Raw genomic sequence first — 14678 nt, 5'->3', positions numbered from 1 at the left:
GCGTGGCCCGGCGGACGCGGCGCGAGGACGCCGGCGAACGAAGGGCCCCTGTGAACGAGAGCGGCGAGCGCGACAAGCGCGGCGAGAGCGGCGGGAGCGGCGAAAAGCCGCAGCGTCCGCCCGAGCCGGGCGGCGGCCTGCTGATGGGCCGCCCGTTCGGCGTGCCGGTCTACGTCGCCCCCAGCTGGTTCCTCGTCGCCGCCCTCATCACCTGGGTCTTCGGCGGCCAGCTCGACCGCGTCCTGCCGGAGTTGGGCAACCTCCGCTACCTGGTCTCCCTCTTCTTCGCCGTCGCCTTCTACGCCTCCGTACTGGTCCACGAACTGGCCCACACGGTCGCGGCACTGCGCTTCAAGCTGCCGGTTCGCCGCATCCAGCTCCAGTTCTTCGGCGGTGTCTCGGAAATCGAGAAGGAGTCGGAGACGCCGGGCCGCGAGTTCGTCCTCGCCTTCGTCGGCCCGCTGCTCTCGCTCGTACTGGGCGGCGTGTTCTACGCCGGCATGCGGATCGTCGAGCCCGGCACCGTACCCGGCGTCCTGCTGGCCGGCCTGATGATCTCCAACCTCATCGTGGCGGCCTTCAACCTGCTGCCCGGCCTGCCCCTGGACGGCGGCCGGATGCTCCGCGCCATCGTCTGGAAGATCACCGGCAAGCCGATGAGCGGCACCATCGCCGCCGCCTGGGTCGGCCGGGCGCTCGCCGTCGCCGTCCTCATCGGCCTCCCGCTGCTCACCCACACCGGCGCCCTCGGCAACTCCACCCAGGACATCGGCGGCATGGAAACCGTCACCGACGCCCTGCTCGCCGCCATCCTCGCCGCGATCATCTGGACCGGCGCCGGCAACAGCCTGCGCATGGCCCGGCTGCGCGAACACCTCCCCGACCTGCGCGCCCGTACGCTCACCAGGCGCGCCGTCCCCGTCGAGTCGGCCACCCCGCTCTCCGAGGCCCTGCGCCGCGCCAACGCGGCCGGCGCCCGCGCCCTGGTCGTCGTCGACGGCCAGGGAGAGCCCACCGGCGTCGTCCGTGAGACGGCCATCGTCGGCGTACCGGAACACCGCAGGCCCTGGGTCGCGGTGAGCGCCCTCGCGCAGGACCTCACCGAGGACATGAAGATCGCCGCCGAGCTGGCCGGCGAGGCCCTGCTGGAGCGCCTGCGGGCCGCTCCGGCGACGGAGTACCTGGTGGTCGAGGAGACAGGCGAGATCTACGGCGTGCTGTCCACCGCCGACGTGGAGCGCGCCTTCGTGTCGGCCATGGCCCGCCCGCGGTAGACAGTCCCGGCAGCAGACCTGGCCCCTCCGACGGCGTACCGCGGCGAATCGGGCCCCCAAAAGACCGGTAGGCTGGTCACATGTCCGAACCGACCGGTGCCGCCCGCCGTCGCGGCCCCTTCCAGGTCGGGGACCAGGTCCAGCTCACCGACCCCAAGGGACGCCACTACACGTTCACGCTCGAGGCCGGGAAGAATTTCCACACCCACAAGGGTTCCTTCCCCCACGACGAGCTGATCGGTGCTCCCGAGGGCAGTGTTGTCCGTACCACGGGAAACGTCGCCTACCTCGCGCTGCGCCCCCTGCTCCCCGACTATGTCCTGTCCATGCCCCGCGGTGCCGCCGTGGTCTACCCCAAGGACGCGGGGCAGATCCTGGCCTTCGCCGACATCTTCGCCGGCGCCCGCGTCGTCGAAGCCGGGGTCGGCTCCGGCTCGCTGAGCAGCTTCCTGCTGCGCGCCATCGGTGACCAGGGCATGCTGCACTCCTACGAGCGCCGCGAGGACTTCGCCGAGATCGCCACGCAGAACGTGGAGCGCTACTTCGGCGGTCCGCACCCCGCCTGGCAGCTCACCGTCGGCGACCTCCAGGACAACCTGACCGACACCGACGTCGACCGCGTGATCCTCGACATGCTCGCCCCGTGGGAGTGCCTGGAGGCCGTCCGCAAGGCGCTCGTCCCCGGCGGCATCCTCTGCTGCTACGTGGCCACCACCACGCAGCTCGCGCGCACCGTCGAGTCCATCCGGGAGATCGGCTGCTTCGCGGAGCCGACCGCCTGGGAGTCGATGATCCGCAACTGGCACGTCGAGGGCCTGGCCGTCCGCCCCGACCACCGGATGATCGGCCACACCGGCTTCCTGCTCACAGCCCGCCGCCTCGCGGACGGCGTGGAGCCCCCGCTGCGCCGCCGCCGCCCCGCCAAGGGCGCGTACGGCGAGGACTACACGGGTCCCGGAAGCGAGAGCGGGTCGGCCTCCCGAGGCTGACCCGGCAACGAGCAAGCGCCGCCGCTGAGTTCCCCGACCGACCGGGGAACTCAGCGGCGGCGCTTTTCCGTTACCGGCTCGTCGTCACCAAAATTTCCGTCGCTGGTACGGACCCCGCCATTCCGCGGCCCTGTGACGTGTGGCACTATGCTCGCCACCCCCGCCGGCACAGCCCCAGGAGACACCCCGCGTGCAGCCCTCCGCCGCCCTGGACCTCGCGCACACCCGGCCCCGTCCGGTGCACTGGCTCGCCACCGCCGCCGCCATGGCCGCGGTCGTCGCCGCAGCCGGCCTGCTCCAGCCCGAAGCCGCCACCGCCTCCCAGACGGCTCCGGGCACGGAGCCCCGGCCGGTCAGGGCCGCGGCCGCACCCGCACCCGACGCGTCGAGCGCGGCGTACCCGCTGGAGTGCCACGGACAGAAGCCCGCCGTGGTCAAACAGGGCTCCGGCGACCTCGACGGCGACGGCCGGCCCGAGACCGTGGCGGTCGTGCGCTGCGTGTCGGGAATCGGTACACCGCCCAGCGGCGTCTTCGTACTCACCGGGCCTTCGCGCGTCGTGGCGACGCTGGTGGACCCGGCGGACGGGATGGGAGTCAGCGACTTCGCGGTAGGCGGGGGCACGGTCTTCGCGACGCTGCTCGGCTACTCGTCGCCGGACGTGCCGCGCTGCTGCCCGGACCGGCAGGAGAAGGTCAAGTGGCAGTGGAAGGGCGGCAAGTTCGCCCGGACCGTCCTGCCGGATGCGCGCAGTATGTGATTCGTCACTCCGCGTCGGGGCCGTAGACCTCGACCCTGTCCGAAACGCGGCGTACGTGGATGCAGTCGCCCGGGCACTCCTTCGCCGAGTCGACGACGTCCCTCAGAAGCGGCAGGGGTACGGGCGTTGTGGCGCCGGGGCTCTGCAGCAGTTCGTCGCCGGCGCTCTTCACGTACGCCAGGCCGTCGATGTCGAGCTCGAAGACCTCGGGGGCGTACTGGACGCAGATCCCGTCACCGGTGCAGAGGTCCTGATCGATCCACACCTCCAGCGGGTCGCCGGTCTGTGCGCCGTCGTCGGTGGGAGCCTTCTGCTGCACGGTCATATCTCCTGCCGTTTCCTGCGCGGTTGTAGCAATTGGAGCCAGCCCTGACGGGTGTTGAACACTTCGACGATACAACCGGCCGCTTTCCGATGTTGATGGGTGGGTATTCCCCTGGTGTGAGGGAGTACGCAAGGGTGAAGATCGGACACACCCCGGAGTCTTTGTGATCTAGGGGTTTCAACCCGCACCCGCCCAGGTAGGGTCAGGAAGCGTCCAGCTCCCCTTGGAGGAGGTGAGGACCGTGGCAGCCCACGACGACGACATCAACCGCGGCATCCGGCCGGGGCGAGGGTCTGAGGACCCCGCCGGCCAGGTTGCCTATCTCGAGCAGGAAATCGCCGTCCTGCGCCGCAAGCTCGCCGACTCTCCGCGTCATACGAGGATTCTCGAAGAGCGGATCGTCGAGCTGCAGACCAACTTGGCCGGCGTGTCCGCACAGAACGAGCGGCTCGCCAACACGCTCCGTGAGGCCCGCGACCAGATCGTGGCCCTCAAGGAAGAAGTCGACCGGCTCGCGCAGCCGCCGGCCGGCTTCGGTGTCTTCCTCATGGCGAACGAGGACGGCACGGCCGACATCTTCACCGGTGGCCGCAAGCTACGGGTGAACGTCAGTCCCAGCGTGGAGCTCGAAGAGCTCCGGCGTGGCCAGGAGGTCATGCTCAACGAGGCCCTCAACGTGGTCGAGGCCATGGAGTTCGAGCGCGCCGGGGAAATCGTCACCCTCAAGGAGATCCTTGAGGACGGCGAGCGCGCCCTGGTGCTGGGGCACACCGACGAGGAGCGGGTGGTGCGGCTCGCCGAGCCGCTGATGGACGTCACCATCCGCCCCGGCGACGCCCTGCTGCTGGAACCCAGGTCCGGTTACGTCTACGAAGTCATCCCGAAGAGCGAGGTCGAGGAGCTCGTCCTCGAAGAGGTCCCGGACGTCGACTACGACAAGATCGGCGGTCTGGGCAGCCAGATCGAAATGATCCGTGACGCGGTCGAGCTTCCGTACCTCTACCCCGACCTCTTCAAGGAGCACGAACTGCGGCCGCCCAAGGGCATCCTGCTCTACGGTCCGCCCGGGTGCGGCAAGACGCTGATCGCGAAAGCCGTCGCCAACTCCCTTGCCAAAAAGGTCGCCGAGGTGACCGGCCAGCCCGCGGGGAAGAGCTACTTCCTCAACATCAAGGGCCCCGAGCTCCTCAACAAGTACGTCGGTGAGACCGAGCGGCACATCCGCCTGGTCTTCCAGCGTGCCCGTGAGAAGGCGAGCGAGGGCACCCCCGTCATCGTCTTCTTCGACGAGATGGAGTCGCTCTTCCGCACCCGTGGCTCGGGTGTCAGCTCGGACGTGGAGAACACCATCGTTCCGCAGCTGCTCGCCGAGATCGACGGCGTGGAGGGCCTGGAGAACGTCATCGTCATCGGCGCCTCCAACCGCGAGGACATGATCGACCCCGCGATCCTGCGGCCCGGCCGGCTCGACGTCAAGATCAAGATCGAGCGTCCGGACGCCGAGGCGGCGAAGGACATCTTCGCGAAGTACCTCCGCTCCACCCTGCCGCTGCACGCGGACGACCTGGCCGAGCACACCGGCTCCAGGGAGGCCGCGGTCCACGGCATGATCCAGTCGGTCGTCGAGCAGATGTACGCGGAATCCGAGGAAAATCGCTTCCTCGAGGTCACGTACGCGAACGGTGACAAGGAAGTCCTGTACTTCAAGGACTTCAATTCCGGCGCGATGATCCAGAACATCGTCGACCGGGCCAAGAAGATGGCGATCAAGGCCTTCCTCGACCAGAACCAGAAGGGCCTCAGGGTCTCCCACCTCCTCCAGGCTTGCGTGGACGAGTTCAAGGAGAACGAGGACCTGCCGAACACCACGAACCCGGACGACTGGGCTCGTATCTCCGGAAAGAAGGGCGAGCGGATTGTATTCATCCGCACGCTCGTCACTGGAAAACAGGGCGCGGACACCGGACGCTCCATCGACACGGTGGCAAATACCGGTCAGTACCTCTAGATCGCAGACCGGCTGCGGGTGCCCGCCCGGGCATCCGCAGCCGGCTGCTTTCCAGCCACCCCGGCCGCCACACCGACCACACCAGAGCAATGACGCAATTGATCTCCCCACCAGCGCAGAGGCGTTCTAGGCTCTTCGGTACCGCCGAGTCGCGCAGTGCGGGGCCGGGCACCGCACACGCACCGGAGAACCAGCGGTACTTGAGTGCCGCCCCCGTCCGGGGGCGACGCCGGGCAAGGAGGGCCGCATGACCGTACGGCGAGTAATGGGCATCGAGACGGAGTACGGGATCTCCGTCCCCGGCCACCCCAACGCCAATGCCATGCTCACCTCGTCCCAGATCGTCAATGCCTACGCGGCGGCGATGCACCGGGCGCGCCGCGCCCGCTGGGACTTCGAGGAGGAGAATCCGCTGCGGGACGCGCGAGGCTTCGACCTCGCCCGTGAGGCCGCCGACAACAGTCAGCTCACCGACGAGGACATCGGCCTGGCCAATGTCATCCTCACGAACGGGGCGCGGCTCTACGTCGACCACGCGCACCCCGAGTACAGCTCCCCGGAGGTGACCAATCCGCTCGACGCGGTGCTCTGGGACAAGGCCGGCGAACGGATCATGGCCGAGGCCGCCGAGCGGGCCGCGCAGCTCCCCGGCGCCCAGCCGATCCACCTCTACAAAAACAACACCGACAACAAGGGCGCGTCCTACGGCACGCACGAGAACTACCTGATGAAGCGGGAGACCCCCTTCTCGGACATCGTGCGCCACCTGACGCCGTTCTTCGTGTCCCGGCAGGTGGTCACGGGCGCGGGCAGGGTGGGCATCGGCCAGGACGGCCACGAGCACGGCTTCCAGATCAGCCAGCGCGCCGACTATTTCGAGGTCGAGGTCGGCCTGGAGACCACGCTCAAGCGCCCCATCATCAACACCCGCGACGAGCCGCACTCCGACGCCGAGAAGTACCGCAGGCTGCACGTCATCATCGGTGACGCCAACCTTTCCGAGATCTCGACGTACCTGAAGCTGGGCACGACGTCCCTGGTGCTCTCCATGATCGAGGACGGCTTCATCAACGTCGACCTCGCGGTCGACCAGCCGGTGCGCACCCTGCACCAGGTCTCGCACGACCCGGCGCTGCAACGGCTGATCACGCTCCGCAGCGGCCGGACACTCACCGCTGTCCAGCTTCAGATGGAGTACTTCGAGCTGGCGCGCAAGTACGTCGAGGAGCGGTTCGGCGTCGACGCGGACGACCAGACCAAGGACGTCCTGGGGCGCTGGGAGGACGTACTGAACCGGCTGGAGAACGACCCGATGAGCCTGGCGGGCGAGCTGGACTGGATCGCCAAGCGGGAGCTTCTGGAGGGCTACCGCAGGCGCGACAGCCTGGACTGGGACGCGCCCAGGCTCCACCTGGTAGACCTCCAGTACGCCGACGTACGCCCCGAGAAGGGCCTGTACAACCGCCTGGCGGCCCGCGGGAAGATGAAGCGGCTCCTGGACGAGGGCGGGGTCCGCAAGGCCGAGACAAAGCCTCCTGAGGACACGCGGGCCTATTTCCGCGGGCGCTGCCTGGAGCAGTACGCGGACGACGTCGCGGCGGCCTCCTGGGACTCGGTGATCTTCGACCTGCCGGGCCGGGACTCGCTCCAGCGCGTGCCCACCCTGGAACCGTTGCGCGGTACACGTAATCATGTCAAGGAGCTTCTCGACCGGTGCAGGACGGCGGAGGACCTGGTCCGGGTGCTTTCGGGCGGCTGAAAGGTGCGGCGGGTGGGAATCATCGAGGTGATCCCCACGCGTTGTGAAAGTACGGCGCGGATGTCAGACCCCGCTTGTAGGGTCTGATCAAGGACATCGAACCGAGCGAGCGGGGTGAGGTAGAGATGGCGACCAAGGACACCGACGGCGGACAGCAGAAGGCGACGCGCTCCACCGAGGAGGTCGAGGAGACCGCGCAGGACGCGCAGGCCTCGGAAGACCTCAAGGAGCGCCAGGAGAAGCTGTCGGACGACGTCGACTCCGTACTCGACGAAATCGACGACGTACTCGAAGAGAACGCCGAGGACTTCGTTCGGTCCTTCGTTCAAAAGGGCGGAGAGTAAGGCCCGTTGTCCGTCCCGGTGGCCGTGGACCCAGGTCCGGCACACCGGGACGGATGACCGGCGACGGTACGGGTATGGTCCGTGCACAGTTCGAAAGATCGGTCCGGCCTCCCAGTGGCGGGCCGCCGCCTATCCGGAAGGAAACGCGTGGAAGCCAACCCTCGTAGCACCGGGCGTCTGCCGGCTGCCTTCCTGACGCCGGGCTCGTCGTCGTTCATGGATTTCCTGGGCGAGCAGGCGCCCGAGATGCTGCCGGGAAGGCGTGTCCTGCCGCCCGTCAAGGGCGTCATCGAGGCTCCGCACGGCACGACGATCGTCGCCGCCGCGTTCCCCGGCGGTGTGGTGCTCGCCGGTGACCGGCGGGCCACCATGGGCAACATGATCGCGCAGCGCGACATCGAGAAGGTTTTCCCCGCCGACGAGTACTCGGCGGTGGGCATCGCCGGCACCGCCGGTCTCGCGGTGGAGATGGTCAGGCTCTTCCAGCTCGAGCTCGAACACTTCGAGAAGGTGGAAGGCGCCCAGCTCTCCCTGGAGGGCAAGGCGAACCGGCTCTCCACCATGATCCGCAGCAACCTGGGGATGGCCATGCAGGGCCTGGCCGTCGTCCCGCTCTTCGCGGGCTGGGACGTCGACCGCGAGAAGGGCCGCATCTTCTCGTACGACGTGACGGGCGGCCGCTCCGAGGAGCACGGATTCGCGGCCACGGGTTCCGGTTCCATCTTCGCCCGCGGGTCGATGAAGAAGCTCTACCGCGACGACCTGACGGAGCAGCAGGCGACCACGCTGGTGGTCCAGGCGCTGTACGACGCGGCCGACGACGACTCGGCGACCGGCGGCCCGGACGTGGCCCGCCGTATCTACCCGATCGTCACCGTGATCACCGAAGAGGGATTCCGGAGGCTCACCGAGGCGGAGTCCTCCGAGCTGGCCCGCTCGATTCTTGAGCGGCGCCTGGAGCAGCCCGACGGTCCCCGGGCCGCGCTTCTCTGACGGCTCCTGTCCTTGGAATCAACGTGATAACGACAGAAAGGGACGGATAGCCGGTGTCGACGCCGTTCTATGTCTCACCCCAGCAGGCCATGGCCGACCGGGCGGAATACGCCCGCAAGGGCATCGCCCGCGGTCGCAGCCTTGTCGTGCTGCAGTACGCCGACGGCATCGTATTCGTCGGCGAGAACCCGTCCCGCGCACTGCACAAGTTCAGCGAGATCTATGACCGGATCGGCTTCGCCGCCGCCGGCAAGTACAACGAGTACGAGAACCTGCGGATCGGCGGCGTCCGGTACGCCGATCTGCGGGGATACACGTACGACCGTGAAGATGTGACGGCCCGTGGCCTCGCCAACGTCTACGCGCAGACGCTGGGCACGATCTTCTCCAGCAACGCGGAGAAGCCGTACGAGGTGGAGCTGGTCGTCGCCGAGGTCGGGGCCCGCCCCGAGGGTGACCAGATCTACCGGCTGCCCCACGACGGTTCGATCGTGGACGAGCACGGCTCGGTCGCGGTCGGCGGCAACGCGGAGCAGATCAGCAGCTTCCTCGACCAGCGCCACCGGGACGGGATGACGCTGGCGGAGGCACTCAAGCTCGCCGTGCAGGCGCTCTCGCGGGACACCAACGGCAGTGAGCGGGAGATCCCCGCCGAGCGGCTGGAGGTGGCGGTCCTGGACCGTACACGCCCGCAGGAGCGCAAGTTCAAGCGCATCGTCGGCCGCCAGCTGGCGCGCCTGCTGGAGGCGGACGGCGACGCGGCCACTCCCACCGACACTCCGTCGGACACCGAGGAGCCGTAGCCGCTGCGACGTCACCGTCCGGTGCCCCGGTCCGCCCAGGCGGTCCGGGGCACACGCGTCACCCGACGGTGCGTCAGACGCGTGCGGTGGAGCCGCGGACCATCAGCTCCACCGGGACCTCGCCGCCCTCGGGCCGCCGGCCTTCCAGGACGGCCAGCAGTGCGGCCATGCCCCGCTCCCCGACCTGCTCGGCGGGCAGCCGTACGGTGGTGAGTTCCGGCTCCACGGCGGTCGCCAGAGCGAGGTCGTCGAAGCCGGTGACCGAGACGTCCTCGGGCACCCGCAGTCCGAGGCGGCGTACCGCCTTGCAGGCGCCCGCCGCGACGATGTCGTCGTCGCAGATCAGCGCCGTCGGCCTCGGCCCTGGACCGGTCAGGGCCAGTTCGGCGGCTGCTCTGGCGCCGTGCACGTCCAGGGGCGCGGGCACCGTGCGTACGACCGCGTCGGGGGCCCGGCGCAGCGCGTCGTGGAGGGCTGAGGCCCGTACATCGAACGTCCAGGACGTCACGGCCGACGCGAGATGGACGAACCGGCGGTGGCCGAGAGCGAGCAGATGCTCCGTCACCTGGCGCATGCCGTCGGCGATGTCGAGGTTCACGTACGCGGCGGCGCCCGGGTCGGCCGGGTCGCTGTCGAGCATCACGAGCGGCAGCCCCGCGCCCCGGATCGCGCCGAGGGCGCCGGCGGCCATGGACGACGCGATGACGCCGTCCAGGGTGGCCTGTGCGGAGGCGAAGGGGTCGCGGGCGGGGCCCACGCCCTCGGGGGAGGGGTAGAGGACGACGCCGAAATCGTGGGCGGCGGCCGTGCGGGCGGCGCCCGTGTAGACCCGGGCGAAGAATTCGTTGGTCAGGGCGGGCACGACGAGCAGCGCGGTCCTGGTCCTGCCGAGCCGCAGGTTCCGGGCGGCGAGGTTCGGACGGTACCCGAGCTCCCGCGCCGCCCCGCGCACCTGATCCGCGGTGCGCTCCGACACACGCCCGCGCCACTTGTCGCCGAGCACGAGTGAGACGGTCGCCTGCGAGACCCCGGCGGCGCGGGCGACGTCCCTGCTGGTCGGCGGCGCGGGAGGCGCCCCGGATCCGGCGGCCTCGTAGGTCTCGTCCGGGGTGTCGTCCGGGCTGGTCACTGGTGCCTCCGCAGCAAGGGCTCCTGACCGCGAGGTGGACCCGCGGCCTGGCTCATGGTACGTATGGCACCGGACGTTATACGTACAACTTCGGTGCCGGCCGGAGCGGAGAGGGGCGGACATGGCCGCGGGATACGCGGAACTGCTGAGGACGCGGTACGCCGCGCGCCTGCTGGCGGGCACTTTGGTGGGGCGGCTGCCCAACGCCACCGCCCCCATCGCGATCGTGCTGCTCACCCGCGCCGAGGGCGGCAGCTACTCACTGGCCGGCGGCCTTGCCGCGGTGTACGGGCTGGCCAACGCGGTGGGACAGCCGCTGCTCGGCCGGGCCGTGGACCTGTACGGGCAGCCGCGCGTGCAGCTCCCCGCCGCCGTCCTGTCCGCCCTTGGCATGGTCCTGCTCACCCTCGCCGGAATCGACCCGCTGCCGCTCACGTACGCCGCCGTGGCCCTGGCGGGCGTCTTCACACCGCCCCTCGAAGGGGGTTTGCGGGCCCTGTGGCCCAATGTGCTCGGCCGCGAGGACCGGGTGCACCGGGCGTACGCCATGGACGCGGTGGCGCAGGAAATCATGTTCACCGTCGGTCCCCTGCTCGTCACGCTGCTCGTGGCGCTCTGGTCGCCGGCGGCCGCACTGCTCGTCATCAACGCCGTAGGCGTGCTGGGCGCGCTGTCCGTCGTCCTGTCCGAGCCTTCGCGCACCTGGCGGTCGGCGCCCCGCGAGGCGCACTGGCTGGGCGCCCTGCGCTCGCCGGGCCTGCTGGCCCTCCTCGGCTCCTTCTTCTTCATCGGCCTCGCCCTCGGCTCCATCACCGTCGCGGGTGTCGCGTACGCCGACGACCACGGCCGCGAAGCGGTGTACGGCTGGCTGATGGCGGCGCTCGGGCTCGGCGCGCTCGCCGGCGGCGTGGTGTACGGCGCCCGGCAGTGGGCCGGCGCCCCCGAGCGGCGGCTGCGGTTCATCGTCGCCCTGCTCGCGGCCGGTTACCTGCCCCTCATGCTCACCCCCGGCGTCCCGGCGATGGTCGTACTCGCCGCCGTCTCCGGAGTCTTCCTCGCCCCCGCGCTCGCCTGCGCCTTCATCGTCGTCGACCGGCACGCCCCGCGCGGCACCGTCACCGAGGCGTTCTCCTGGCTGGTCACCACCTTCGGCGTAGGCGCCGCGGTGGGAACCGGAGCCGCGGGACCGGCCGTCGAGTACGGCGGCACGGCCGCGAGCTTCGCCGTCGCGGCGGGCGGCGGAGTGGCCGCGCTGCTTGTCCTGCTGGCCACCCGCAGGGTTCTCACGATTCCCGTTGCCACGCCTCTTCCCACAGACTCCGTCGTAATGCCTTGCGAAAATGATCGAATCGGTGCGGCCGAACCCGGTTTCAGGACAGGCCATCAGGCGTAATGTTCAGTCATGGACCGCCGCATTTTCGGGCTGGAGAACGAGTACGGCGTCACGTGCACGTTCAGGGGACAGCGCCGACTGTCACCTGACGAAGTGGCGCGCTACCTCTTCCGCCGTGTTGTGTCATGGGGCCGCAGCAGCAATGTCTTCCTGCGGAACGGCGCCCGCCTCTACCTCGACGTGGGATCGCATCCGGAATACGCAACCCCCGAATGCGACAACGTGACCGAGCTCGTCACCCACGACAAGGCGGGCGAGCGCATTCTCGAAGGCCTGCTCGTCGACGCCGAACGCCGCCTGCACGAGGAGGGAATCGCGGGCGACGTCTATCTCTTCAAGAACAACACCGATTCTGCGGGAAACTCCTACGGCTGCCACGAGAATTATCTGGTGGCCCGGCACGGGGAGTTCTCCAGGCTCGCGGACATCCTCATCCCGTTCCTCGTCACCCGGCAGCTCATCTGCGGCGCCGGCAAGGTGCTGCAGACCCCGCGGGGCGCGGTCTTCTGCGTCAGCCAGCGTGCCGAGCACATCTGGGAGGGCGTCAGCTCCGCGACGACCCGCTCCCGTCCCATCATCAACACCCGCGACGAACCGCACGCCGACGCCGAGCGCTACCGCAGGCTCCACGTCATCGTCGGCGACTCCAACATGTCCGAGACGACCATGCTCCTCAAGGTCGGCGCCACCGACCTCGTCCTGCGCATGATCGAGGCGGGCACGGTGATGCGCGACCTCACCCTGGAGAACCCCATCCGGGCCATCCGTGAGGTCAGCCACGACATCACCGGGCAGCGCAAGGTGCGCCTGGCCAGCGGGCGCGAGGCGTCCGCCATAGAGGTGCAGCGGGAGTACTACGAGAAGGCCGTGGACTTCGTGGACCGCCGCGGCATCCGTACGGGCACGGTCGAGCAGGTCCTCGAACTGTGGGGCCGCGCGCTCGACGCGATCGAGGCCGAGGACCTCGACCGGATCGGCACGGAGATCGACTGGGTCATGAAGTACAAGCTGATCGAGCGCTACCGCGCCAAGCACAACATGACCATGTCGCACCCACGGGTCGCCCAGATAGACCTCGCCTACCACGACATCCACCGGCGGCGCGGGCTCTACTACCTCCTGGAGAAGAAGGGACAAGCCGCCCGCATCTGCAACGACTTGAAGATCTTCGAAGGCAAGTCGGTGCCGCCGCAGACCACCCGCGCGCGGCTGCGCGGCGACTTCATCCGCAGGGCCCAGGAACAGCGCAGGGACTTCACCGTCGACTGGGTGCACCTCAAGCTCAACGACCAGGCACAACGCACAGTGTTGTGCAAGGACCCCTTCAGGTCGGTCGACGACCGGGTGGAAAAGCTCATCGCCGGTATGTGATCCGGCCATGTCCGGTTTTCCGGAACGCAACCCGGGCCCCGCACGTTCCTCGTGCGGGGCCCCGGCCACGCCTTAGAGTGGCGGGCGACTACTGTGCCGTCTGAGATCTGAGGAACACGTGCGCCGACTTGCCGGCCTACTTGTCGTCCCCCTGCTGCTGCTCTCGACAGCGGCGTGTGGCAACGACAAGGGCTCCGACTCCACCTCGTCAAAGAACGGACTGCCGGCGATCACCGCGGGAGCCAAGTTCGGCGAGAAGCCGACCCTCGCCAAGGGAGAGGGCGATCCGCCCAAGGAACTGAAGACCGAGGTCCTCAGCAAGGGCAAGGACGATGCTGCGACCCTCAAGAAGGGTGACGCCATCGAGGTGAACTACCTCGGCCAGCAGTGGGACTCCACGAAGCCCTTCGACAACAGCTTCGACCGCAAGCAGCCCTTCCCGCTGACCCTCGGCGCGGGCATGGTCATCCCCGGCTGGGACAAGGGCCTGGAGGGCCAGAAGGTCGGCAGCCGCGTCCAGCTCGTCATCCCGCCCGAGATGGGTTACGGCGCGCAGGGCCAGCCCCCGACGATCAAGCCGAACGCCACCCTGGTCTTCGTCGTGGACATCCTGAAGGCCAAGAGCATCCCCTCCTCCGCCAAGGGCAGCGAGGTCGCGCAGGACAACATCGACCTGCCCAAGGTCGGCGTCAACACCGACGGCAAGGCGCCGAAGGTCACGATGCCGAAGAAGTCGGACCCGCCGAAGAAGCTCCTCTCCACCTACGTACTGGAGAGCGACGGCGCGGTGGTGAAGGACTCCGACACGGTGTCCGTCGCCTACCAGGGGCTGATCTGGAAGGACGGCAAGCTCTTCGACAGTACGTACGCCCAGGGCAAGACCCAGCAGTTCGCGCTGCCGCAGGTCACGCTGAAGGGCCTCAAGGACGGACTGGTCGGCAAGAAGGCCGGCAGCCGCGTGCTCCTCGTCATCCCGCCGGACCAGGCCTTCGGTGACAAGAAGCAGCAGTCCATCCCCGCCAACTCGACGCTGGTGTTCCAGGTGGACATTCTCGCGGTGATGTAAGACTGTCCAGGTTGCCCAGTTCGTAGTACAGAGGAGCATTTTCCGTGAGCATCGAGAAGCCCGAGGTCGACTTCCCGGGTGGAGAGCCGCCGAAGGACCTGCAGATCAGGGACATCTGGGAGGGCGACGGCGAGGTGGCCAAGGCGGGCCACAACGTCAAGGTCCACTACGTGGGTGTGGCCTTCTCCACCGGCGAGGAGTTCGACTCCAGCTGGAACCGCGGCACGCCGCTGCAGTTCCCGCTCGGTGCCGGCCGCGTCATCGCCGGCTGGGACCAGGGCGTGCAGGGCATGAAGGTCGGCGGCCGCCGCGAGCTGATCATTCCCCCGCACCTCGCGTACGGCGACCACGGCGCCGGCGGCGTCATCAAGCCGGGCGAGACGCTGATCTTCGTCTGCGACCTCGTCGCGGTCTGATCAAGGTCGCTCTCTGATCAAGTGAGAGCGGTACGAGGGCCCATGCCG

The 14678-nt window shown here is 69.0% G+C and carries 14 protein-coding genes; 12 read left to right on the top strand and 2 right to left on the bottom strand.

Going from position 1 to position 14678, the window contains the following annotated elements; genetic code table 11:
• The first annotated feature begins 50 nt into the window (after positions 1-50).
• The 3 genes from G412_RS0131230 (at position 51) to G412_RS0131220 (ending at position 3023) form a co-directional block, all read left to right on the top strand.
• Complete coding sequence (locus G412_RS0131230; RefSeq protein ID WP_028815466.1) at positions 51-1274, top strand: site-2 protease family protein; 1224 nt, start codon at positions 51-53, stop codon at positions 1272-1274.
• Between the two features lie 80 nt (positions 1275-1354).
• Positions 1355-2263, top strand: a complete 909-nt coding sequence (locus G412_RS0131225; protein ID WP_028815465.1) for a tRNA (adenine-N1)-methyltransferase — start codon at positions 1355-1357, stop codon at positions 2261-2263.
• 190 nt (positions 2264-2453) lie between these two features.
• Positions 2454-3023, top strand: a complete 570-nt coding sequence (locus tag G412_RS0131220) for a hypothetical protein (protein ID WP_028815464.1) — start codon at positions 2454-2456, stop codon at positions 3021-3023.
• Between the two features lie 4 nt (positions 3024-3027).
• Here the strand turns inward: G412_RS0131220 and G412_RS0131215 are convergent, their stop codons facing one another.
• On the bottom strand, positions 3028-3348 hold the full coding sequence (locus G412_RS0131215) for a ferredoxin (protein ID WP_028815463.1): 321 nt from the start codon (positions 3346-3348) through the stop codon (positions 3028-3030).
• A gap of 241 nt (positions 3349-3589) precedes the next feature.
• Here G412_RS0131215 and arc point away from each other — a divergent pair, with 241 nt between their 5' ends.
• The 5 genes from arc to prcA all read left to right on the top strand — a co-directional run bounded on the left by arc (position 3590) and on the right by prcA (position 9255).
• Entirely contained in the window at positions 3590-5356 is a 1767-nt protein-coding gene (gene arc / locus G412_RS0131210; protein ID WP_028815462.1) for a proteasome ATPase, read from the top strand.
• 247 nt (positions 5357-5603) lie between these two features.
• Entirely contained in the window at positions 5604-7115 is a 1512-nt protein-coding gene (gene dop / locus G412_RS0131205) for a depupylase/deamidase Dop (RefSeq protein ID WP_341860616.1), read from the top strand.
• A gap of 125 nt (positions 7116-7240) precedes the next feature.
• On the top strand, positions 7241-7459 hold the full coding sequence (locus G412_RS0131200; RefSeq protein WP_028815460.1) for a ubiquitin-like protein Pup: 219 nt from the start codon (positions 7241-7243) through the stop codon (positions 7457-7459).
• Between the two features lie 147 nt (positions 7460-7606).
• Positions 7607-8452: a proteasome subunit beta gene (gene prcB / locus G412_RS0131195; protein WP_028815459.1), complete on the top strand. Its 846-nt coding sequence runs from the start codon at positions 7607-7609 to the stop codon at positions 8450-8452.
• Between the two features lie 53 nt (positions 8453-8505).
• Entirely contained in the window at positions 8506-9255 is a 750-nt protein-coding gene (prcA, locus tag G412_RS36885; protein ID WP_051338729.1) for a proteasome subunit alpha, read from the top strand.
• A 73-nt stretch (positions 9256-9328) separates the two neighbouring features.
• On the opposite strand, the gene G412_RS36880 is transcribed toward prcA, so the two are convergent.
• Positions 9329-10384 carry a LacI family DNA-binding transcriptional regulator gene (locus G412_RS36880; protein WP_051338728.1) on the bottom strand — a complete coding sequence of 352 codons (1056 nt, stop codon included), beginning with the start codon at positions 10382-10384 and terminating at the stop codon, positions 9329-9331.
• Between the two features lie 121 nt (positions 10385-10505).
• On the opposite strand from G412_RS36880, the gene G412_RS0131180 reads away from it, so the two are divergent.
• From G412_RS0131180 to G412_RS0131165, 4 genes are all read left to right on the top strand, one after another.
• Positions 10506-11777 (top strand): MFS transporter, encoded by a 1272-nt coding sequence (locus G412_RS0131180; RefSeq protein WP_028815458.1) that lies wholly within the window; start codon positions 10506-10508, stop codon positions 11775-11777.
• Positions 11778-11786: 9 nt separating this feature from the next.
• Positions 11787-13148 carry a Pup--protein ligase gene (gene pafA, locus G412_RS0131175; RefSeq protein WP_028815457.1) on the top strand — a complete coding sequence of 454 codons (1362 nt, stop codon included), beginning with the start codon at positions 11787-11789 and terminating at the stop codon, positions 13146-13148.
• A 118-nt stretch (positions 13149-13266) separates the two neighbouring features.
• The gene (locus tag G412_RS0131170) at positions 13267-14214 is read left to right on the top strand and encodes an FKBP-type peptidyl-prolyl cis-trans isomerase (protein ID WP_028815456.1); all 948 of its coding nucleotides are present in this window, start codon (positions 13267-13269) and stop codon (positions 14212-14214) included.
• Positions 14215-14258: 44 nt separating this feature from the next.
• Positions 14259-14630 carry an FKBP-type peptidyl-prolyl cis-trans isomerase gene (locus G412_RS0131165; protein ID WP_028815455.1) on the top strand — a complete coding sequence of 124 codons (372 nt, stop codon included), beginning with the start codon at positions 14259-14261 and terminating at the stop codon, positions 14628-14630.
• Positions 14631-14678: the final 48 nt, after the last annotated feature.

Origin of the sequence: Streptomyces flavidovirens DSM 40150, assembly GCF_000429085.1 — a bacterium.
Taxonomy (GTDB): Bacteria; Actinomycetota; Actinomycetes; order Streptomycetales; family Streptomycetaceae; genus Streptomyces; species Streptomyces flavidovirens.
This window is presented reverse-complemented; position numbering and strand designations above follow the sequence as displayed.

Excerpts from the sequence above, each read along its gene's own strand:
- G412_RS0131225 (WP_028815465.1), top strand. The coding sequence starts at position 1,355 with ATGTCCGAACCGACCGGTGCCGCCCGCCGTCGCGGCCCCTTCCAGGTC.
- G412_RS0131215 (WP_028815463.1), bottom strand. The coding sequence starts at position 3,348 with ATGACCGTGCAGCAGAAGGCTCCCACCGACGACGGCGCACAGACCGGC.
- dop (WP_341860616.1), top strand. The coding sequence starts at position 5,604 with ATGACCGTACGGCGAGTAATGGGCATCGAGACGGAGTACGGGATCTCC.
- G412_RS0131200 (WP_028815460.1), top strand. The coding sequence starts at position 7,241 with ATGGCGACCAAGGACACCGACGGCGGACAGCAGAAGGCGACGCGCTCC.
- G412_RS0131180 (WP_028815458.1), top strand. The coding sequence starts at position 10,506 with ATGGCCGCGGGATACGCGGAACTGCTGAGGACGCGGTACGCCGCGCGC.
- pafA (WP_028815457.1), top strand. The coding sequence starts at position 11,787 with ATGGACCGCCGCATTTTCGGGCTGGAGAACGAGTACGGCGTCACGTGC.